A 21876-nucleotide genomic window follows, 5' to 3' on the forward strand; every position below is an offset into this window, starting at 1 on the left:
TTATTTGAATCAAAACATGGTATAAAATAGAGGTAAAGCAAGCTTTATTCACTTCTTTATATCTCTTTTCAACGGATGATCAGCTGGCGGAAACCAGCTGATCTTTTTTTCAAAAAACACAGCTATCTTTTGCAGTTTTCTTTTCCTCATGTTATAAAGAGATAGTAGGAAGCATTTATTCACTTCTTTACAAATCTATCTTAATCTTAGACAGTCGGCGGAAAACGGCTGTCTATTTATCTGGAAAAATTATGAACTCGTCAGCTAGTGGTCAGTTGACGAGTTTTATGTTATAATAATTAGAACACGAAAAATATTTTTAAACGAACCATTCAATTGTTTTGATGATTTTATTCAAAACTGGCGTGTCTAGAGAGATACAAGGATGTATTAGAGGTAGGGAATACATCGCTTAAATGAAAAATACTTGAATACTAGAAATAGTCTGATCCAACTTTAAAATAATAATATTGATTCGTTAGATAGCCTTCTCTTTAAAGAGAAGGCTATTGTCAATTAAAGAGTAAAACCACCGTATTCTTGTCAGTATACGGTGGTTTTACTTCTTCATATATTACATATAATCAACAAATTTGCTTCTGAACTTAACATGTAAATGAGCTCCTACGATAAATATTACTAATGTTGTTAGCCAAAAAACAACAAGCTGGGGCTTATCTTCAAAAAACCATCTTTTATAGAAAAATGTATCTCGAAATCCATTAATAATATATGCGTAAGGATTCAACATAAGAATTTTTGATAACCAAGACGGTAAGTTCTTTGTACTCAAATCCCAAAAGACCCCTGACATATACATTAATACTTGGATAATAGAATTCAAGAAAATTTGATAATCCCTAATTAATGCAGCAATCGTTGAATTAATTAGACTAAAACTATATAAAAAGATAATCATCGCTACAATATAGTAAGGTAGCTGAATCCAATAAATAGAAATCTTTTCGCCTGTCGAGATTGACACAATTGCTGCTAACGTAGTGAATGCAAAATAACTTGGTAACTCAGAAAATATTTTAACCATTGGCAAAATACTTATTGGAAACTTCATTCTAGAGACCATGCCAACTTGCATATAAACAGAACTAGAAGCTTGTTTCGTTACTGTACTTAAAAAAATCCATGTACTTAATCCTACCATCAACCAAGCGATATAGGATACTCCTCCTTTTACGGTTCGAGCACCACCAAGGGCAATCCCAAAAGCAAAATAATAGACACCTAACTGAATTAAAGGACTTAAAATTTGCCATAAATTTCCTAAGATGTGGCTTTGGTATAATGCTTTATTACTGTATTTAGCAATTCGTTGTGCAACGCCTAAGTATGAAAACTGTTCCGCTAAAATTAATTTTACCTCGCGCATTATTCAGTCACCTCTTTCAATTTCAACACTTGTCCAGGATAAATAGGTACCTCAATGATTTCTGGATTCAAAGTTTGAAGTTGTTCTATAGTGAGTCCGTGATTTTCAGCAATCAAACTGACTGAATCTCCAACTTCCACAGTATACGTTGACACAGCTTGTTCGCTATTATTATTTTCTGGTACGTTCGTTGAGCTAGGCTGAACTTCCTCCTGCTGCCTAGATTCTTTTGTTGAAGCTGGTTTAGTTTTAGTAGTTTTCACAGCGTTTGTATCCTTCCCTGCTACTTTCTCAGGAACAAATATACGTTGAATTGTTTCCGCTGGATGAATGAAAGCTGTTGTTAATGAAATACCCTTTACAAAGGTAAGACTTACATAAAAAATCATACAAAGTAGCAAAATTAACAAGCTCTTCGTACCAAGAGTCATTTTATCCCCAATCTTATTTTTAGTAGTAAATTTTATGACTTCTTTAGTCGTCCGGCGACTGCCTACTTGTTGATTGGCTTTTTCAAGAATTGTTTCTTGAAGTTGTTCCAAAGAAAAATTTCTCTGTTTGGCCTTGCCATCTCTCTGATACGATTCTTTTTGCGGTTCAGTGAAATGATTATAACGGTGCAAGAAAGCACGATATTCTTTTAAAATATGCTTAGTTTCACCAAATGCACGTAAGTCCCCATAATGCATCCAAGCGACACGATCACAAATTTGCTCTACTTGTTGAATAGAATGAGAGACAAAAAAGATAGTTTTGCCTTGCTCTTTAAATGCAAGCATTTTTTTTAAGCCTTTATTATAGAAGGTTTGATCTCCTACAGATAACGCTTCATCGATCACTAAAATATCTGGATTTTGATGAACCGCAATTGAAAAACCAAGCTTAGCACGCATACCGCTAGAATAAGTTTTAACAGGCTGATCGATAAAAACACCCAATTCTGAGAATTCAATAATATCATCGATTTTGGCATCAATTTCTTTATTTTTTTCTCCCAACATTAAACATTTCATTCGAATGTTTTCTCGTCCTGTCAAATTATTATTTAGTCCTGCACCAATCGAAATAATTGACACTTCACCATTTATTTCAAGTTCTCCTGATGTTTGAGGGGTGATGCCTGAAATAATATTTGATAAAGTGGATTTGCCTGAACCATTTAAACCAATAATACCAATTGTTTCTCCAGAATATACGTCGAGGCTAACACCTTTTAACGCCCAAAATGTGGGAACTTTGTTTTGAAAAATACTAAAAAGTGTCTTCAATTTGTCAATACGTGTTTGCGCTAAACTGTATTCTTTGGTAAGTAATTTTGTTCTAACTTTCAGTTCTTTTTCCATTTGTTCCTCCGAGTCTAACCGTTCACTAGTTGGCCATTTCACCAAATTCTTTAGCGACTGCCTTCAAAGCTGCTCCGAAAACTTGGTCCATATCATAGTATTGGTAATTGGCTAAACGTCCACCAAAAATAACTTTTTCTTGAGCGTTTGCTTTTTCTTTGTATTTTCTAAACAAAAGCGAATTTTTCTCATCATTAACAGGATAATACGCTTCTTTTGAACGATCCCAATCTTGTGGGTATTCTTTCGTCAAAATTGTTTTGTTTTCATCGGCCTTTTGATCAAAATGTCGCCATTCCATTATCCGTGTATAGGGAGTTTCCGCATCTGTATAATTAATTACGGCATTACCTTGTGCATTGTTTGAATCTACTGTTTCATTTTCAAAACGTACTGAACGATATTCTAGTTCGCCATAAGAATAATCAAAGAATGCATCAATCATCCCTGTATAAACAATTTTTGGAAACTCTGATAAGTAAGTTTCTTTCTCTGCCAAAAAGTCTTTATTCAATTGAATATCAATTAATTCACTCTCTAATAATTTATCAAACATAGCTGTATAACCGTCGACAGGTACGCCTTGATAGCGATGGTTAAAGTAATTATTATCAAAAGTAAAACGAGTTGGCAAACGACGAATAATAAAACTTGGTAATTCCGTAGCCTTACGTCCCCACTGTTTTTCTGTATAGCCTTTAATTAATTTTTCATAGATGTCCGTTCCTATCAAACGAATCGCTTGTTCTTCTAAATTTTTTGGAGCTCCTTTAATCCCAGCTGCCTCCCGTTGCTCTGAAATTTTTGCTTGTGCTTCAGCTGGCGTTTTTACCCCCCACATTTGGTAGAACGTGTTCATATTGAATGGTAGGTTGTAGAGCTCTCCTTTGTAATTAGCAACTACTTGATTGATGTAGCCATTGAATTCCGTCAATTCATTGACATAAGACCATACTTCTTTATTGTCAGTATGAAAAATATGAGCACCATAGTCATGGACATTAATGCCATTTTCTTTATGTGTATACATATTGCCACCAATATGAGCACGTTTCTCAATAACTAATACTTTTTTTCCTCGTTTAGCTGCTTCACATGCAAACGTTGCCCCAAAAGGTCCTGAACCAACAATTAAATAGTCATAATTTTTCGTATTGTATTTCATTAACTAACTTCTCCTAACAAAGTTACTTTCAATTTATTTCAAACACTAAATGCATTATTTATTTTTTCACTAAAGTAGCCAGTACTTTTTTACCAACGCCTTCTTTTGTGTAAGAATATAAGTTGATTTTTTCGTTATCTTTTTCTATTTTATAAACTACAAGTGATTTCAAATTTTTTCCCTTTAAAATCACAATATTATCATTTGTAGTGGAAACATCATAAATACGTTTGCCATCCAGTGTCCACACATTATCTTTAACAACTAATGTTTTCCAATCCCAATTAGCTGTTACTTGATACTCTCCATTTGCAATCAAAGGTTGTTCTGAGTTAGTACTTTTAGAAATAGTTGTCTCTTGGTTTTCTGAATATTTTTTACTGATGTAATATCCTGACCAAAAACCACAACCGATACCAATTGCTAAAGACACAATTATCGTGATTATTTTTTTCATGTCACACACTCCTCCGTTTATTTAAAAGTTAAACTTGCTTCCCACATATTTGCACCTAAAATTCTCACTTCTGGTTTTAATAAAAATCCAGAAAATTCATAAACTTTTGCAATAATTAAATAAATTAATGCTTCATAGTCTTGAGCAGAGGCTTGTTCAACATTGATAAAGAAACCTGGATGTTTTTCAGATACTTTTACTCCGCCAATTCTAGTACCAACTAAGCCAGCTTGTTGAATTAATCGAGGCGCCCGTCCCCAAGTAAAAGTTGACCCATGATTTGGATGTGTTAGTGGGTGCATCCTTTCTCTAATTTCGACAGTTCCTACCATGTCATTTACCATGTTTTCTAAATTACCTTCTGAAATCTGTAATTTAGTTTCTAGAATAATCCACTCAGGATGATCCATAAATGAACTATAGCGATGACTAAATTGAACATCTTCTTTATTTAAAACTTTAATTTCTCCATTTTCATCTACAATCGTAGCTTCAAGAAACATACTATTAATATCCTTAACTGTCCCAGCATTCATATAAACTGCGCCACCAATGGTTCCTGGAATATTATCTGCCCATTCTAAACCGCATTTCAAGTGTTCTAGTAGATAATAAGATGTTTCAATTAAACTTGCACCTGCCGAAACTGTTAAAACATTCCCCGTAATTTTACGATAATTCAACGCAGTCATATTTAAAGTAATCCCGCGGATACCACCATCACGGACTAAAATATTTGAACCTTTACCGATAACAGTTAAAGGAATTTGATTATTTTTAGCATATTTTACAATTAAAGCAACTTCTTCTATCGTTTTTGGAAAAATTAAAAGGTCTGCTGGACCACCAACGAAATTCGAAGCATATTCTTTTAACTCACGACCTACAAATAATTCCAAATCTGGTAATTCTTCTAAAAGATCTTGTTTCCACGAACGAATTCTCTTATTTTGTACAATTTTCATAATTAATTGTTTTCTTGTTAAAAGATTCTCTGGAATTGCTAATGCTTTCTTTTCTGTACCTTGTTTCGGTTTAGGCTTAGGTTTTTGTATCGGATGCAAATACATAACATGTTCGATTTTTTCATCTTTCACATATTTGCCGACGATTCTAAAAGGACTGAACGTTTCTTTTCCCTTAAATTTTTCACGATTAAATCTTGTGGTGACTTCACGATGATTATTCATAAAAATTAATTCTTTATCTGTTAGCTTCCAAAAGCTTTCATTAGGGTTGGAATTTTTTATCGTACCATTTGGCGATAAAATAATTGCTGCGGAAATCGGAACAGTTGTTTTAGCTCGATAAAAATCCAAAGGTTTATTGATAATATATCGTCTAAATTCATCATATACTTCGTCTTCATCTGGGCTAAATTTACTTGTCAACGCATCAGTTAACCACTTATCTGAAATCTCTTTTTCTCTAGCAATCTTTCCAGCGGTCTTTTGATAGTCAAGTGCTAAACTAATATTTTTATTTTCTTCAATTTCTTGTTTTGTGTTTTGCTCATAGACACGTCTAGTTTCGCCAAGCTCAAACAGGTTCATCAAGCTATTAAAGCGGTCAATTCCACGTTGTTCATTATAAAAAATTGAAAACGGTTTTTGGAAAATAGTCGCAAAAACAGTGCCATGAAACGAATCAGTAATAATATATTTGGCTTCTCGATAAACAGCTAAGAAATTTTCTGGTGTATCTTCAGAAACATATTCTACTGTATTAGGAAACGTTTTTTTCGCTAGTTCACGTCCTTTTAAGGGATTAGGCAAGACCACTAATTTCAGTCCCAATTTTTCTGCGATCGCTAGTGCTACACGAACTTTTTCCTTGTTAATATCCAAGAAAAAGACAGCCATATAATCTCCTGATTCTTGTCGTTTAAACGTAGCTTGATCAGCTAAAGAATCATATTCACTTCTTTCAACAAGATAGGTTGGATCCAAAGCCTGAATAACTTCTTCTTGAAAAATATCTTTCATAATTTGTACAGAAAAATCTTCTCTCATAGAAACATGATTAAACTGTGTAATATCTTTTTTGCGGTTTGCAACCCATTTGGGATCATATTTACTTGTATCTGCTTTTCCTAATGAAACAGAATAAGCAATTGTTTTATTACGAGGATAAACAAAATCTAAGAAATCATCGTCGTCTACCCAACCATTCCACGGATTCCACATTTGATCAGAGCCTAAAATAAAGGTATCTAGATTTTCTAAATCATTCAATGTCGGTAACGTTTCTTTTGTTAATTGTTCAGTATAGGGCATATTATTTTTCTTAAAAAAATTATACGCTAAAGGCATCCATGCTCGAAAGTTACTTCTGTTTTTATAACCTAGTGGTCCATCAATCATAACCGTCTCGTACCCTTTATTCTGTACATACTTGTTTAGAGCATAGTATGTTAAGATTGATCCATAATTTTGGTTATACCACCAGCCCATAATTGCTGCTTTTTTCATTCTTCCGCTCCTACTTTCTCTGTTAATTACTTATTATTCGTTCATGTTTAAGAATCTTTTTTACATGTTATTTCAACAACCCTTTTGCTTTTTTAAGACTTTTTGATACAGCTTTTTTAATTGTTGTAGGTTCATTTCCTTCAATTTTATTGATAGGTGTTAATTCGTTACCGATACTTGTCATTGTATCTTGGATATAGCCTTGGTTTTGTCGAACGACACTAAAATGTGTTTCCCCTTCTCGAGAGGTCAAAATTCGAACACTGTAATCAAATGCTGCATATTTTTGAGTATAGCCCGCCCAAATTGTAAAAACATTGTCTACGAAAGTATAATACATATTTTCTTGTAGTAAGGTATAGCCTTTTTCCCACTCGGCTTGTAAAACAATCGATTTTAAAGTAGTACCTTCTTTTTTAATTAATAAAGATACTAATAAACTATCATGAATTATTTTTGTATTGTCACCCATATAAACGAAATCAATCACTCCACTGGCATTACTTGTATCGTTATCTGCAATAATAATTGAAAACATTTCAATTGCCGTCCCATTTCCATGGGCTTTCTCTTGTCCAAAAATTACTTTACCTCCACGCTCTTGAATATGAACATTCGGAATAATGAAGGTTTTTTTCATCCCAAAATCTTTATAAATATTTTGATATATTTCTAGATTGTATTGTAAAATATTTTGGATTCGTGTGATACGCTCTACTTGTTCTGGATCATTAGAATATTTTTCTTTTTTCACTAAGTCTAGCCCTAATTGTTGGATGTATTTCTCTTTTAATTCTTGATAGAAACGTTCTTTAAATGCTTGATCAACACGATTCATGTCAAAAATAAACCAGTTTAATGTATTAATAATTTTTAAACGATATGCTTCAATCCGATTTGGAGCATGTTGTTTTAAGTACTCCAACATTTTATCATGTAAATTGAACTCATCACGATAATTCATTCCATACGTAGACATCAAGCCATCTTGTCTAACAATTCGAGTCAGCAAATATTTGTTTAGTGCAACAATTTTTTCAGTACCTAATAATGCGGTATAAGTGAAATAAGCGTCTTCGCCAACAAATTGTTCTAAGTTTACCAAGTTATTTTCTTTGATGTATTCTAATAAAAATAATTTGTCATATAAATAAGGAGTTACTTCATCCAATGAAATTTCTTCACCAGACATACGTCCGCCATTAGTTAGTAATGGATTGTGAACCACGTGCACTTCTCCATTTGGCAATTTTTCTTTCATACCAAATAAAAGAATATCTGTTGCACTATCATATGCACGATAATAAGCGTCTTGTAATAAATTCACTTCAAAATGATCATCTGCATCTAAAAATTGTAAATACCGGCCTCGTGCCATCGAAATGCCCACATTTCTTGCGTGTCCAGGATTACTTTTACCAATAGAAATCCCCATAATTCTCGGATCTTTTACTGCAAATTCGTTAATAATATCCATTGTATTATCCGTAGAGCCATTCTCTACTAAAATGATTTCAATCTCACGTAAAGACTGCTCACAAACATTTTCTAATGTTTGTCTTAAATATTTGGACGCATTGTGAATCGGCATGACTACACTAACTTTATACAGATTCTTCAAGTAGTCCTCATAATAAGCTACTGGATCATTCGCAATTTGATAAAATTGTTTGATGTATTCAAAATCGATATCATTCAGCTGGTCTATTTCTATAGCTTGTTTAAAATCTACAGCCACCTTTTGAATCACTTCATAAACCGACTCGTCACGTAAATGTGTTAGTTTTTCAATCGCCCAAAAGTATTTTTCGAACATTTGTTTATAAAAATAACCTTTGTAGCGTTCAAATTTATTTTGTTCAATTAAGTTTGAACGAATTAGTTTAAATTGTTGAAACAAGAAAGGAACCTTTGTTGCCACATTATTTACTGTCGAATTTGGGTTGTCTTGTCTATAAAAATACAAACAATCTTTAATAAAAATAACATTCTGAGATGCTGAATTGATTTTCCAAAATAGACCAGTGTCCCCATAACTTTTAATTTCCTCATCCCAAGTTACGTTTTCTTTCTCAATCATACTTTTTTTATAAATGGCATTCCATGGATAAACTTGTACAATTAAATCCGTTGTTTTTAAGTCAATCAATTGATTGTATTTATCGGGATGTTGCCATAATATATCTCGCTCAACCTCTTCTTCCGAAGAAAATTCAACCCAGTTACAACGGACAACATCTGCATGATGACTTTTAGCCGTATTGTATAAACGCTCATAGGCATGCAACGCTACATAATCGTCACTTTCAAATTCAGCAATATACTCACCTTTTGCTTCTGAAACACCCAAGTTAAAGGCTTTTCCAATTCCCCCATTTTTAACATTGAAAACGCGAAAACGTGGATCATCTTGTGCAATTTCTTCAATAATTTTTTGACTATTATCAGTAGAGCCATCATTAATAATTAAGAATTCAATTTCTTTCAATGTTTGGTTTTTCAAACTCATTAATGCCTCTTCTAAATAGGTTTCTACGTTATAGACGGGTACAATGACTGACACTTTCACATTTTCCATAAAACAAATTTCCCTCACTTATCATTTATAGTTGTATACTCAAAATATCTTGATTTAAACGGACAAAATTTAAGCAAAAAACTTACTAAAATCTTTAACCCCAATTTCTAAATAATTATCAAAAACTATCGTAAATCTACTTTCTTTATTTGAAAATTTTTCTGGCAACTCTACCTGATAACTAGTTTCACTAATTTTTTTAAACGCCAGCCTCTGTCTTGTTTCAAAAGGATTTTTCAGCTCTTTTATTTCAAATCCTGTAATTTTTTGGTGTGTATACACATTTAAAGAAAGCATATTGCCTTCACGTTGCGTTGCTTCTGCATAAGCATTCATGCGAACTGCTGGGAATCGTTTCAATAATCTGGGATAATAATAACTTCTCTCTGTTTTTGAAACATAACCAAAGCGATTGACTAACACCCAACGAATGGACTGACATTGAATAAACCAATACAAACCATCAATATCGTTAGTTTGTAAAAATGTCCAAATGATTTGGCGCACATCACTTCTAAAATACGGGCTAGGATCAAAATTTAATTCGCCTAAATACTGATCCATCTGTACTTTAAAGTCTTGTAATCGCTTTTTACTGAATGGATACCCAGTATCCCTCCGAATACAAAAGTCATAAATTAGCCATTCTAAACGGCGTGCTAACATCCGTTCTTTAGACAAATCATCTGGAAACTGTTGATTGATATAACTTAACGCACGCAACCAAGAAAGCATAAATGTCCGATTAATTGATTTGCTTAAACTTTCATTATCTGCATCTCGATTTAAATAAGTCGTTAACCTTTCCCCTTGTGTAATGGTTTTTGAAAATCGCATGGCTTCATAAAAGAACAGCACATCATCAGCCACCCGTTGATTAACAAAGTGTAAATTATTATTGTGTATCAGTGAAGTTCTTAACATGATAGCTTGCGGTCCTAACCAACCATAAAATTCAGCTGGCAATTCTTGGATAGACCGATTTTTAAATGACCCATCCACATAATATGGCTTACTTTTTAACATTAAGTGGCCATCCGTACTCTGTATTAGACCAGAAACAGCAAAATCATCGTGAGAGTCATCTAGTAGGTCTGATAAATATTTCAATGCATTTAAATCATACCAATCATCTGCATCTAAGAAGACACTATACTCACCACGTGCATTTACAATCCCTACGTTTCTTGGGCCGTGAGCGCCTCCAGTGTTTTCAAGTAGCTGATAAATTTCAATATTCGGATATCTTTCAAGATATGGCTCTATTACTTTTAACGAATGATCTGTGGAACAATCATCAATAAACATCACTTGCAATTGCTCAATCCCAATGGTTTGTTGAACAAGAGAATCCATCATCTTTTTAAGATATGGTGCATTATTGTAATTAGCAATAATGATTGAGACTTTAGGATTTTTTGATATTTTTTCTGAAGAAAACAGCTTAAATTGACTTAACTCCTTTTTCCACGTTTCATTATCTAACATATATTGATACTCTTCATATTCTTTTTGGACTTCTTTTTGTTTTTCCAACCTACACCCTCCGGCTTTTTATCTCTTTAAAATTTCTGAAATCAGCTGTCTAGTGGCATCCTGATTTTCAAGGCAAAATTCACGAAAAAACTGCACATATAAACGTTGTTCCTGTTCCGTTTTAGAAAACAATACGTTTTTTACAGACGTTACTAGGCTATCCGTATCTGTCACAATTTTCCCAGGCAAAATTGCTGTTGGGTCAAAATAGAATCCCCTTGTACTATTTTGATACTTTTCCTTATCATACATAAAAAATAGCATCGGTTTTTTTGTTAATGCAAAATCAAACATAACCGATGAATAATCTGTAATTAATAAGTCAGCGATTAAATAAAGTTGATTGATATCTGGATAAGAAGAAACATCGATTACACGTGAACCAAATGCACTTATATCAAAACTTTCTGCAATTAAATAATGTAATCGTGTAAGTATTACAATAGAAGAATCAATTTCTAAAAGTTGTTCAACTGGCAAATGATTGGTAAAACGATAGGCTCCTTTTCGGATAGACTCATCATCGCGCCACGTGGGGGCATAAAGAATAATTTTTTGATTGGCTGAAAGGCCTAACTGATTGCGAACAGAAAAAGCTATTTTGTCCTTATTTTCACAAACTAACAAATCATTTCTCGGATATCCTACTTCTAATATTTTCCCTTCATAATGAAAGGCCTGTCGAAACACTCTAGTACTGTATGCATTAGGTGAGATGAGATAATCCCAACGCTTTGCTTCTTGAATAACTTCTAGTTTATAGCTCTCTGTTTCATGCTCTGGCATTTTGACTGTTTCAATATCTAAGCCCAGTTTCTTTAGAGGGGTCCCATGCCACGTCTGTATATAGATTGTTGTTTGATTCTTATACATCCAAGCTGGCATCCGCGTGTTAAAAACCCAATACTGAGCTCTTGGCATCAACCATAGCCATCTCCAACTTAATCGTTTGACGAAAGGAACATTCTCTTCCACAAAAGGCATCTCATATCCTTTTTTGACTGCCCAAATACATTGATATTCAGGACAGTTATCTCTTATGTACTCAAAAATTGCACGTGGATTATCACTATACTGTCTTCCATGAAAACTTTCAAAAATAAATAACTTCTTTTTAGGTAGTTTACCTAAAAAGAAAAAACAAGCTTTTACGGCTTGGTGCATACTATTCTCTAAAAATTTTTTCATTGAATTAATCCTTTACATTAGATTATCAAAAATATAATCCTAATCTATAATTTTGTATGAAGAACGCGTTCACAAATCTCTAAATTCTCTTCTCTTTACTTGCTTAAATTTATGAATAACTCTCACCACGATTGAACAAGCATGTAAAATACATTATTTTGCTTTTCTTCTTTTAAGTATAAATTTATCTATGCTAAACGTCAATGGCTTTATTGAAATAAACATTCCAGTGTTATTCGATTGTTATAATTTAATTTTTAACAATCGACTTTCCCTCTGAATGTTCAGATATTTAACATCCGATCACCTATTTAATTTTTAGAAACTTTAGCCGCCTTTATACAATTACTCTTATAAATTAAATAACTCACAAGGTACCTAAACTAACCCAATAAACAGCAAAAATCCAGAAGAGTCTCTCTTCTGGATTTTTGCTTATTTAACGATACTTTTTTTAAATTTTGTTAATCAATTTAAAATAATCCACATAAGTGCATAATTGGGAAAACAAATAATAAACTATCAAAACGATCTAAAATACCACCATGACCTGGCAAGATGTTACCAGAGTCTTTCACGCCATAATGACGTTTGATAGAAGATTCAACCAAATCACCGAATTGCCCTACTATAGAAAATAGAACCGTCAATACAAGCATCACCGGCATTGGATAAGGAAATAGCCCTTTATTAGCTGTGAAAACTAAAAACAACGCTGCTACAACGACGGCTGATAAAATACCACCAAGTGCACCTTCTATTGTCTTGTTGGGTGAAACATCTGGCATCAATTTATGACGACCAAATCGGCGTCCAAATAGATATGCACCAATATCCGTTGCCCAGACAATGAATAAAGCAAATAACAAGACTTCAAAACCTGCGGAACGGGCACTAATAAAGTTCTGGAACCCCATCCCTACATATAAACTGACAATAACTGGAAAGCCAGCTTCTTCAATCGTATATGTATTTTTAGAAATTACCGAAGCACCTAACAACAACATTACAGTGACATAAAATAAAATGAAATTTGTTTGCATTTCCGGCAAAAAGTTTAACCATTTAATTGTCGGGATAACTAAAAAAACGGCCCCTAATGCTGATAAAACACCTTCAAAACTTAATAACGTTAATCCTTTCATACGGAATAACTCGTACACGCCGACTACTGCCAAAGCAACAGCGGCAATCTCAATTGCAAAACCACCATACCAGATAATTGGAATAAAGATGATTAATGCGACGATAGCTGTGATGACACGTTGTCTCACTGCGGATCGCTCCCTTCTGTTTCTGTAGTTTCTTTTAGACCACCAAAACGACGATTACGATTTTGGAAAGAAGCAATCGCGGTTTCTAAAGTGTCTCCTGAAAAATCAGGCCATAATGCTTTTGTAAAAAACAACTCGCTATAAGCAATTTGCCATAGCAAGAAATTACTAATTCTCTCTTCCCCACTTGTTCGAATCAACAATTCTGGATCACGAAGTTCCGTGGGTAAAAAGCCAGTCATTAAGTGATCTGCGATCGTTTCTTCTGTAATCTCATCTGCCGTATATGTTTTTTCTGAAACCTCTGCAGCAATCTGTTTCATGGCAGTTAGTAGCTCCGCACGCGCCCCATAATTTAAAGCAAAGTTCAAAACCATGCCCGTATTGTCCTTGGTTTGCTCAATGGCGCGCTTAACAGCATCTTGCGTATGGCTTGGTAGAAACTCTTGGTAGCCCATTACATTGACTTTAACATTTTCCTTAATTAATTCAGGCACGAATGTATCAAAAAAATCAACAGGCAATTGCATTAAGAAATTGACTTCATCTGTTGGTCTCTTCCAATTTTCCGTTGAAAATGCATAAAGTGTTAAAACTTTAACGCCTAAATGACTAGCATGCTTCGTTATTTTTTTAACCGTATCCATGCCTTCTTTATGTCCAGCAATTCTCGGCAGTCTTCGATTCTGTGCCCACCGGCCATTTCCGTCCATAATAATGGCAATGTGCTGCGGAATTTGGCCTTCTTTATCAAAGGCGTACTGGCTTGCTTCTTCTACATATTTATTTTTTTGCGGAAAAAAACGTAACATCTTTTTCCCTCCATTCCAAAAAATCTATCTTAATTATTATAACAATAACTAATGCAAATGCCTATGCATAGTCCCTGAATTTTCCTGATAATTAAGAAATTCCTTGTAACTTTATCATTTATGGTCCTTTTTTAAAAGAAAAAAACTTAGACTTGGCAAGTAAATCAACATGATGTATCTGCCTAGCCCTAAAATTTTAGATAAACAACGGGACAGGAGCAGCTTCTTCGGAAATAAGCTGAACGTCCTTGAGAGACAAAAAGCATCTTTCAGAACTTTCTTCTTATTTCTTGAAGCTTAACACGCCTGTCCCGACCTCAAGTTTTTATTCTATTGTCTTTTTCTTTTTATTCATTGACTGGAACAATGGCACCGTTCCATTTTTTCGTAATCCAATCTTGGACTTCTTTGCTACGTAACACTTTGACTAATTTTTTTACATTTTCGTTGTTTTCGTCTTCTTTACGAACCGCAATAATATTGGCATAAGGTGAACTTTCTTTTTCTAAGGCAATCGCATCTTTTTTCGGATTTAATCCTTGATCCACGGCAAAGTTTGAGTTAATTAAAACCGCAGCCCCTTCTTCATTGTCATAAAGAGTGGTCATGATTGCTGGATCACTTTCATGATTGAATTTCAACTTTTTAGTATTTTTATCAATATCATCGAAAGTAGCAGTTGTCCGGTCTACCCCTTCTTTCAGCGTGATTAAACCAGCATCTTCTAAAATCGTTAAAACACGTGGCCAATCTGAAACAGAAGAGCTAACGTAAATCGTTGAACCATCAGGAATTTCTTGTAACGATTTGTATTTTTTCGAGTAAAGCCCAACTGGTTCTAAATGAATCGCACCTGCATTCGCAAAGTCATAATCATTTTCTTTAACCGCTTCATTAAAGAACGGCACATGTTGGAAATAGTTGGCATCGATATCGCCACTTTCCAACGCCTTGTTAGGTAGCACGTAATCTGTATAAGTCGTCACTTCTAGTTTTACGCCTTCTTTTTCTAATAAAGGTTTTACATGTTCTAAAATCTCTGCATGTGGAACCGGTGAAGCCCCAACTTTCAAGACCGAGTCATCACTCTTTTTATTGCCGCAAGCCCCTAAAATTAAGACAGCTACTGCTACAGTAATTACTGACCATAATGTACGTTTTTTCATCTTATTCCCTCCATTTATCGTTTATCTATTTTTTTAGCGACTGTATCCCCAAGCCATTGAATCGCAAAGACAATAATTAAGATACAAATCGTTGCTACTAAGGTAACTGTATTTTGACCACGTTGGAAGCCATCTTGATACGCCAAACTTCCTAAACCGCCCGCTCCAATAGCAGCCGCCATTGCAGTGTAGCCCACTAAAGAAATGGTTGTAACGGTTAAGCCAGAAACAAGTGCTGGCAGACTTTCTGGTAATAGCACTTTCCAAATTATTTGGAAACGATTGGCCCCCATTGCTTTGGCTGCTTCAATCACGCCTTTATCGACTTCACGAAAAGCAATTTCGACCATGCGAGCATAAAAAGGTGCTGCGGAAATAATCAATGCTGGTAAGGAACCTTTGACACCAGACATACTCCCTAAAATAATTTTTGTAAAAGGAATTAACAGAACGATTAAGATAATAAACGGAATCGAACGGAAAATATTTACAAAAATGGCCACTAGCCAATACAGTAATCGGCTCAAAATCCCTTTTCTGCCTGACGTTTCAAAAAGTAGTAGTCCTAAAATCAGCCCTAAAATGGCGACCACTATGATTGAAATCCCTGTCATATAAAGTGTTTCAATCGTTTTTTCTTGTAGTTTACTTATATCAATTTGGGAAAAATCAAAGAAACTTGCTAAGCCACGATTATTCATTTCCAATCACCTCTGTTTCTACACGAAGTTTACGTAATCCTTCAATGGCTGCTAGAATATTTTGCTCTTCGCCTAATAATTGAATATAAAGAGAACCCACTGCACCCTGCTTTGTTTGCTGAATGTTCCCTTGAATAATACTAACTTCTACTTGATATTCTTGGACAATATGCGAGATAATTGGCAATTTCGCTTGTTCACCGTGGAAAAGCAGGCGAACAATTTTTCCATTCGGATATTGTTCCAACATTTCTTCAACAACCAGTTCCGTTTCTTCAATGTTTTTATCCGCTTCTTGTTGGATAAAGCGTTTCGCAATTTCTGTTTGAGGCTTTTTGAAAATATCGATCACTTTACCTTCTTCAACAATTTCACCATATTCCATCACAGCTACGCGATTACAAATTTTACGAATCACGTGCATTTCGTGGGTAATTAATACAACCGTTAAATTTAATTCTTGGTTGATTTTTAGTAGTAATTCTAGCACTTCATCAGTTGTCTGCGGATCCAAAGCACTCGTTGCTTCATCACAAAGCAAAATGTCAGGATTGTTAGCTAAGGCACGGGCAATCCCCACTCGTTGCTTTTGCCCACCAGAGAGTTGACTTGGGTAGGCGGTTTCCCGTCCTTCTAAACCAACCAACTTGATTAACTCTTCTGCGCGGCTTTTCCGATTTTGTTTTGGAACGCCAGCAATTTCCAATGGGAGCATGATATTTTCTAGGACCGTCCGTGACCATAATAAATTAAAATGTTGAAAGATCATCCCAATTTTTTTACGGAAGTTTCGTAGTTCTTTATTTGGCAACAATGCAATATCTTGTCCTTGAATTTCTACTTCACCTTCTGTAGGTGTTTCAAGTCCATTCAATAGGCGAACCAACGTACTTTTTCCTGCACCTGAATAGCCAATAATGCCATAAATATCACCTGATTCAACTGTTAAATCAATATCTTTTAAAGCCGTGACTTTACCCGCTTTACCGGAAAACTCTTTTTTTACATGACGTAATTCAATTAATGCCATTTTGTTCTCCTCTTCTTTCTGTTCTACTTTCTTATTTTGAAGGTTTCGCACTTTTTATGAAACGAATTTGCTTAATAAAAACAAAAAAACTTCCATCCTTTTGCTATTACAGCAAAAAGGACGAAAGTTTGTCATTTCGTGATACCACCTTAATTCGCTATTATTTCTCAATAATAACCTCATACGGTACTTGATTCTTCGCATACCGTTGGCTGTAACGGGCGCCCCGTAGTAAGTTCACTGCTTCGCTCACTTACTCTGCTCAAAGACCATCTTCCATCTTAAATCTGTTACCCATTCTCAGCAAACAGGGCTCTCTTCAAACGTCCTTAACATGTACTCTTCTTTTCAAAGCTTTCTTTTGATTAGATTGAGAAAATTATAGCAATAATCATTGGCCTTGTCAACGTAAGACTAAAGATTTTCAAATTCTGTTGGTTCAACATCTGCTAAAACAGCAATCCAGGCATTTTCTTCATCTAATGCACTTGGCTCTTGATCAGCCGCTTCATTAATCGCAACTACCTTACCAGATAATGGACTACTGAATTCACTGACTGCTTTTTCTGCTTCTAATTCAATTAAAGAATCACCTTTAGCTAATGTTTGTCCGACTTTGGGAAATGTCGCAAAAGTAATCTTCCCTAAATCCTCTTGGGCTTCGGCGGTTAAACCAATTTTATAACCTGCTTCTGTTGGTAAGATCCATAATTGATCGATTTGTTTCATTTCACTCATTTTCCAAGCACTCCTTCGTAATCTGCTTCTTTAAAACCATTCGTTAGAAATGTATTGTCTTTTAAGAGAATTGGACGCTTAATCAACATGCCATCCGCAGCTAAACGCTGACTTGCTTCTTCAATAGAAAAACTGTCAACAAGATCTTTTAAGCCTTGTTCTCTATATAAAACCCCGCTTGTGTTAAAAAAACGACGAACAGGCAAGCCGGTCTCTTTCATCCATTTTGCTAATTGTTCACTACTAGGCGGTGTTGCTTTAATATCAATTGCTTGGTATTTAACGCCTTGTTGGTCTAACCACGCTTTCGCTTTTTTACAAGTTGAGCATTTAGGATATTCATAAAGTGTGTACATTTCTACCCCTTCTTTCTTCTTTCTTTAACGACCACTTCTGGTACGAACCGTTTCTTGTTGGTAACGCATGGACATAATTAAGCCCACCCCAATCATGTTACCTAAAATGGAAGAACCACCTTGACTAATAAACGGTAATGGAATCCCAGTTAATGGTAGTAAACCAATATTCGCTCCAATGTTTTCAAAAACATGGAACAAAATCATCATGATAATTCCTGTGGCAATGTAGGCATAGAATTCATTATTTGTATCAAAACAAACGCGAATCATGCGGTAGATTAAAATAAAATACAACAAAATAATGAAACAGCCACCAATAAAGCCAAAGTTTTCACCAACAACTGTAAAAATCATATCTGACTCACGAACAGGGACATACACATCACTCACGTTAAAGCCTTTTCCGAAAAGGTCCCCAGAACCAATTGCTGTTAATGCTAGCGCTGGTTGGAATGAGCGATCTGGATCTGTATGGAAAGGATTTAGCCATAAATCAATCCGATCAAATTTATAGGCTTCGACCCCTAACTTAGACAATAAATCTCTACCTGTTTCTGTTGTAATCAAGTAAATAGTTCCTGCCCCCACTAGAGCAGCTAAAATAAAAACTGGCACAATAATTTTCCAAGTAATGCCAGACATTAAGAAAACTCCCCCAAAAATGGCTAAGAAAACTAACATCGTCCCGAAGTCTTTTTGTAAAAGTACTAAAACAATTACCGGAATCGCCACTAATAGCATTTTAGCGATTAGCCAAAAGTCGCTTTTGAGTGTTCGGTCCACATATTTAACATTATGCATGGTCACTATATAGGCCAACATCAAAATAAACGCAATCTTCATCAATTCCGATGGTTGGAATGTGGTGCCACCAAAGCGAATCCAGTTTTTAGAACCTGTTTGCTCTGCTAGCACGGGGTCATAGAATTTCAGTAGTAATCCCATTAATACTAATCCAAGTGCATAAAAAACGGGCGTTAACCGCCAGAGTAATTTTGAGCTAAAATGCATAATAATGACAATACTTAATCCTCCTACTAAATACCACAGTCCTTGTTTCATTAACAAGCTACCAATTTTAGGTTTGCTTGGATCATTGTAAAGCGCTACGTAAAGCGATAGCATACCAATTAGTGATAAAAGAAAAACTGGTAATATCACGCCGTAATCAATTCGACTATCTAAATTTGTTTTCTCTTTTCTATTCATTCGTCATCCCTTTTCCTTTGTTCATACGTTTTTTATTATATCTTTCTCACAGAAGAAAAGAAAGGAATTCTACTATATTTGAGAAAAACTTTAGAGAATTGGTCCTTCACTAGCAATTTTTTCTTTTTCTTCAATCCTATTTGGCTTTTATTTAAAATTTTTTACATCAGTGATAATGAGAAAGTTTACTATAAACATTCAGTAACAAAAAACAGTCGCAACTAAAACACGTTGCGACTGTTTTTATTCGCTTTTTCTTTGTTTCGTTTGTTGTAGCTCTTTATTAATTCGGACAATTTCGTTGCCAAAATTTTGCCAGTCACTGGCTCGCGGGGGCGCTAGCCAAATTAAACATTTTACTGAAAATAACGTTTTTGGTAAATAATCCGAAACTACTAAATCAGTATCTGGTCGAATCGCTGAATGAAAGTGAATGCTGAAAGATTCGAATATTTTGATTTGTTCTTTGATAAACTGAGTATATTTTTCTCCTTGCGTAAAATTCACATAAAGATTGATCGTGCTTTTTTCATTCCTTTGGTCATAAAGACGGGATAACACTAATAGCAAATCAAAAAATAAAGAAAGCTTACTAAACTCAAACGCCGAGCAATCCAACGCAAATAAAAACTGACGACAGCTATTAAAAACAATTGGGTAGCGTTCCTGAAAAAATTCTAAATCCATAATTCGTAAGGTGATATCGATGAACGGCGTAATAAAACGATGTTGATAAATAATCGGAACAATTTCTTGATAAAATTCTTCGTCCGAAATTGTAAACGGCATATAAGAAAAGAATAATGTTTTCGTAGCCGTAATTGCCTCATTGTGAGAACTCAGCAAATGTTCCGAAATAAGTTCACTTTGATAGACCGATAAATTGCCGATAATCCCTTGAATTTCTGCGTTTTTCTCTGCATGAGTCGCCTTCATCACTTCGTTGATCCAACATTGAATTTCTTGATAAATCGAACTTTCTTCGTCAAAAACGAATGGATTTTCTTCTTGGGATAAAAAATAATTAGCTTTTCTTTGCGTTCGTTCTAACGCCACCAATACATAATGTTTAAATAAATGAAAATTAGTGATATTTTCATAAGAGCCTTTCAATTGAGCCAATAATTGGTTCACTGCGCGAAGATCTGTTTGATTATATAATTCTTCAGAATCTTTGTAAATTCGGTAATAAAGCATAGTAAAATATTGTCTAATCGCCATTTCATTGCCGCTAAGTTGTAAATTTTTGGATAACTTAATACCGTATTGACCTAATTCTTTCCGGATATGGTCAACAATTTTGTATACAACCGTTCGACTCATCCCGTGCTTTTCACCGTATTTTTTGATTGAGGTAAACTGATGAAAGAAAATCGTTTTTAATAGATTAAATTCTAACGAGTCTTTTAAATAATATTCTTCAATAATACTTGAAGAAATACGAAGGCTTTGAGATAACAAAATTTCATTATTTTTTTCACTGATTTCCATCTCATTAATCAGACCAAAGCGTTGCAAATCTGCATTGATTTCTGTTATGTTCCGTTCTAGCAAATAAGGAGAAATAGCTAATTGCTTACATAAACGATCTTTTCGTTCAGAAAATGAATATTGTTGCTCTAACTTTCTAATAATCGCTAATTTTAAATTTTCCCGATCATCTAATAACAAGAATTCCATTTAAACTCTCCTTGTTCCATACAAAAGTGAGCCTGACAGGAAGCTTAAAGTGGTGCCAAATTGAGAGGACCCACTTGCCGCTCCTCCAGTAATTTCCACTGGGGCTATCGTATCTATTTTTTTCAACAACTCATCATTTAACAGCACCTTTTTATTTACTCGTTCCTGTTCAATTTTATTTTTCTTTTTCTCCTGTTTTGTTTGTTGCTCCTTGTCCTGTCTCGAGGCAATAATTGGTCTTTCTGGGCCAATCATTGCTTGACTATAAGGAAGCTCTGCAAGCATATTCCCCTCTGCAGCAAAATTAGTAGGGTTGACATACACCTTCGCAATAGAAAGGTATGACTCGTAACGGAAGGTTACAAAATAAAGGCCTACTTTTTGAGTATTTACATTATTTTCTATAATTACATTTTCTAAATTTAAAGGGCGACCCTCTTTATCTTTTAGAAAAACGACATTGTCTAAGGGTGACCATGCTTGATTAACTCCTAAAAACGTGTCTTTTAATTTAAGTTCCGTTTGATTTTCTTTGACCGTAATGGTTGCTGTTTCAATTTTGCCATCCACTTCATAAGTCACGGTGTATTTGCCTGGTGTTGTCGCTTCGTTTGCATAGCTATTCACTGAAGCAATCAACATTCCTGAAGAAAGAAATAAGGCTGTGCCGATACTACCATAATAAATAGTTCGCTGGTTCATCTCGTTTATTATTCCTCCAAACTATTTCATAAAAATAACTATCTTAACAGAAAAACCTGCTAATAGCTGTTCTTAAAATA

At 34.5% G+C, this 21876-nt stretch carries 18 protein-coding genes and 1 other annotated feature; all 18 genes read right to left on the reverse strand.

Going from position 1 to position 21876, the window contains the following annotated elements:
* Positions 1-574: 574 nt before the first annotated feature.
* Complete coding sequence (locus IGJ63_RS09330) at positions 575-1387, reverse strand: ABC transporter permease (RefSeq protein ID WP_002362627.1); 813 nt, start codon at positions 1385-1387, stop codon at positions 575-577.
* Positions 1387-2772: an ATP-binding cassette domain-containing protein gene (locus tag IGJ63_RS09335; RefSeq protein WP_002419508.1), complete on the reverse strand. Its 1386-nt coding sequence runs from the start codon at positions 2770-2772 to the stop codon at positions 1387-1389. Before IGJ63_RS09335 ends, IGJ63_RS09330 begins: the two co-directional genes overlap by 1 nt.
* Positions 2756-3895: a UDP-galactopyranose mutase gene (glf, locus tag IGJ63_RS09340; protein WP_002382697.1), complete on the reverse strand. Its 1140-nt coding sequence runs from the start codon at positions 3893-3895 to the stop codon at positions 2756-2758. Before glf ends, IGJ63_RS09335 begins: the two co-directional genes overlap by 17 nt.
* 58 nt (positions 3896-3953) lie before the next feature.
* Positions 3954-4352: a lipoprotein CpsH gene (cpsH, locus tag IGJ63_RS09345; RefSeq protein WP_002382696.1), complete on the reverse strand. Its 399-nt coding sequence runs from the start codon at positions 4350-4352 to the stop codon at positions 3954-3956.
* 17 nt (positions 4353-4369) lie between these two features.
* Positions 4370-6823 carry a UDP-N-acetylmuramate dehydrogenase gene (gene murB / locus IGJ63_RS09350; RefSeq protein WP_010827634.1) on the reverse strand — a complete coding sequence of 818 codons (2454 nt, stop codon included), beginning with the start codon at positions 6821-6823 and terminating at the stop codon, positions 4370-4372.
* A gap of 67 nt (positions 6824-6890) precedes the next feature.
* The gene (locus IGJ63_RS09355) at positions 6891-9401 is read right to left on the reverse strand and encodes a glycosyltransferase family 2 protein (RefSeq protein WP_438746345.1); all 2511 of its coding nucleotides are present in this window, start codon (positions 9399-9401) and stop codon (positions 6891-6893) included.
* A gap of 69 nt (positions 9402-9470) precedes the next feature.
* Positions 9471-10937: a glycosyltransferase family A protein gene (locus IGJ63_RS09360; RefSeq protein WP_010777853.1), complete on the reverse strand. Its 1467-nt coding sequence runs from the start codon at positions 10935-10937 to the stop codon at positions 9471-9473.
* Positions 10938-10955: 18 nt separating this feature from the next.
* Positions 10956-12125, reverse strand: coding sequence for a CDP-glycerol glycerophosphotransferase family protein (locus tag IGJ63_RS09365; RefSeq protein WP_010710630.1), 1170 nt, complete (start codon positions 12123-12125; stop codon positions 10956-10958).
* Positions 12126-12598: 473 nt separating this feature from the next.
* Positions 12599-13399 carry a phosphatidate cytidylyltransferase gene (locus IGJ63_RS09370; protein WP_002359680.1) on the reverse strand — a complete coding sequence of 267 codons (801 nt, stop codon included), beginning with the start codon at positions 13397-13399 and terminating at the stop codon, positions 12599-12601.
* Positions 13396-14211, reverse strand: coding sequence for an isoprenyl transferase (locus IGJ63_RS09375; RefSeq protein WP_002356646.1), 816 nt, complete (start codon positions 14209-14211; stop codon positions 13396-13398). The genes IGJ63_RS09370 and IGJ63_RS09375 overlap by 4 nt, the downstream gene beginning before the upstream one ends.
* Before the next feature lie 347 nt (positions 14212-14558).
* Entirely contained in the window at positions 14559-15377 is an 819-nt protein-coding gene (locus tag IGJ63_RS09380; RefSeq protein WP_010823063.1) for a MetQ/NlpA family ABC transporter substrate-binding protein, read from the reverse strand.
* A 14-nt stretch (positions 15378-15391) separates the two neighbouring features.
* Complete coding sequence (locus IGJ63_RS09385; protein WP_002356640.1) at positions 15392-16078, reverse strand: methionine ABC transporter permease; 687 nt, start codon at positions 16076-16078, stop codon at positions 15392-15394.
* Positions 16071-17108, reverse strand: a complete 1038-nt coding sequence (locus IGJ63_RS09390; RefSeq protein WP_002356639.1) for a methionine ABC transporter ATP-binding protein — start codon at positions 17106-17108, stop codon at positions 16071-16073. The genes IGJ63_RS09385 and IGJ63_RS09390 overlap by 8 nt, the downstream gene beginning before the upstream one ends.
* A 113-nt stretch (positions 17109-17221) precedes the next feature.
* Positions 17222-17469, reverse strand: a binding site (T-box leader).
* A 53-nt stretch (positions 17470-17522) separates the two neighbouring features.
* Complete coding sequence (locus IGJ63_RS09395; protein WP_011109554.1) at positions 17523-17837, reverse strand: glycine cleavage system protein H; 315 nt, start codon at positions 17835-17837, stop codon at positions 17523-17525.
* Between the two features lie 5 nt (positions 17838-17842).
* A complete protein-coding gene (locus tag IGJ63_RS09400; protein WP_002359675.1) occupies positions 17843-18202 on the reverse strand; it encodes an arsenate reductase family protein in 360 nt (119 codons plus the stop codon).
* A gap of 24 nt (positions 18203-18226) precedes the next feature.
* Positions 18227-19414, reverse strand: a complete 1188-nt coding sequence (locus IGJ63_RS09405) for an FtsW/RodA/SpoVE family cell cycle protein (protein ID WP_438746347.1) — start codon at positions 19412-19414, stop codon at positions 18227-18229.
* Between the two features lie 243 nt (positions 19415-19657).
* Complete coding sequence (locus tag IGJ63_RS09410; RefSeq protein WP_002380625.1) at positions 19658-21094, reverse strand: helix-turn-helix domain-containing protein; 1437 nt, start codon at positions 21092-21094, stop codon at positions 19658-19660.
* Positions 21095-21796 (reverse strand): bacterial Ig-like domain-containing protein, encoded by a 702-nt coding sequence (locus IGJ63_RS09415; RefSeq protein WP_002356634.1) that lies wholly within the window; start codon positions 21794-21796, stop codon positions 21095-21097. It abuts the gene before it with no gap.
* Between the last annotated feature and the right edge of the window lie 80 nt (positions 21797-21876).

This window comes from Enterococcus sp. DIV1375a (assembly GCF_051712205.1).
GTDB lineage: Bacteria > Bacillota > Bacilli > Lactobacillales > Enterococcaceae > Enterococcus > Enterococcus faecalis.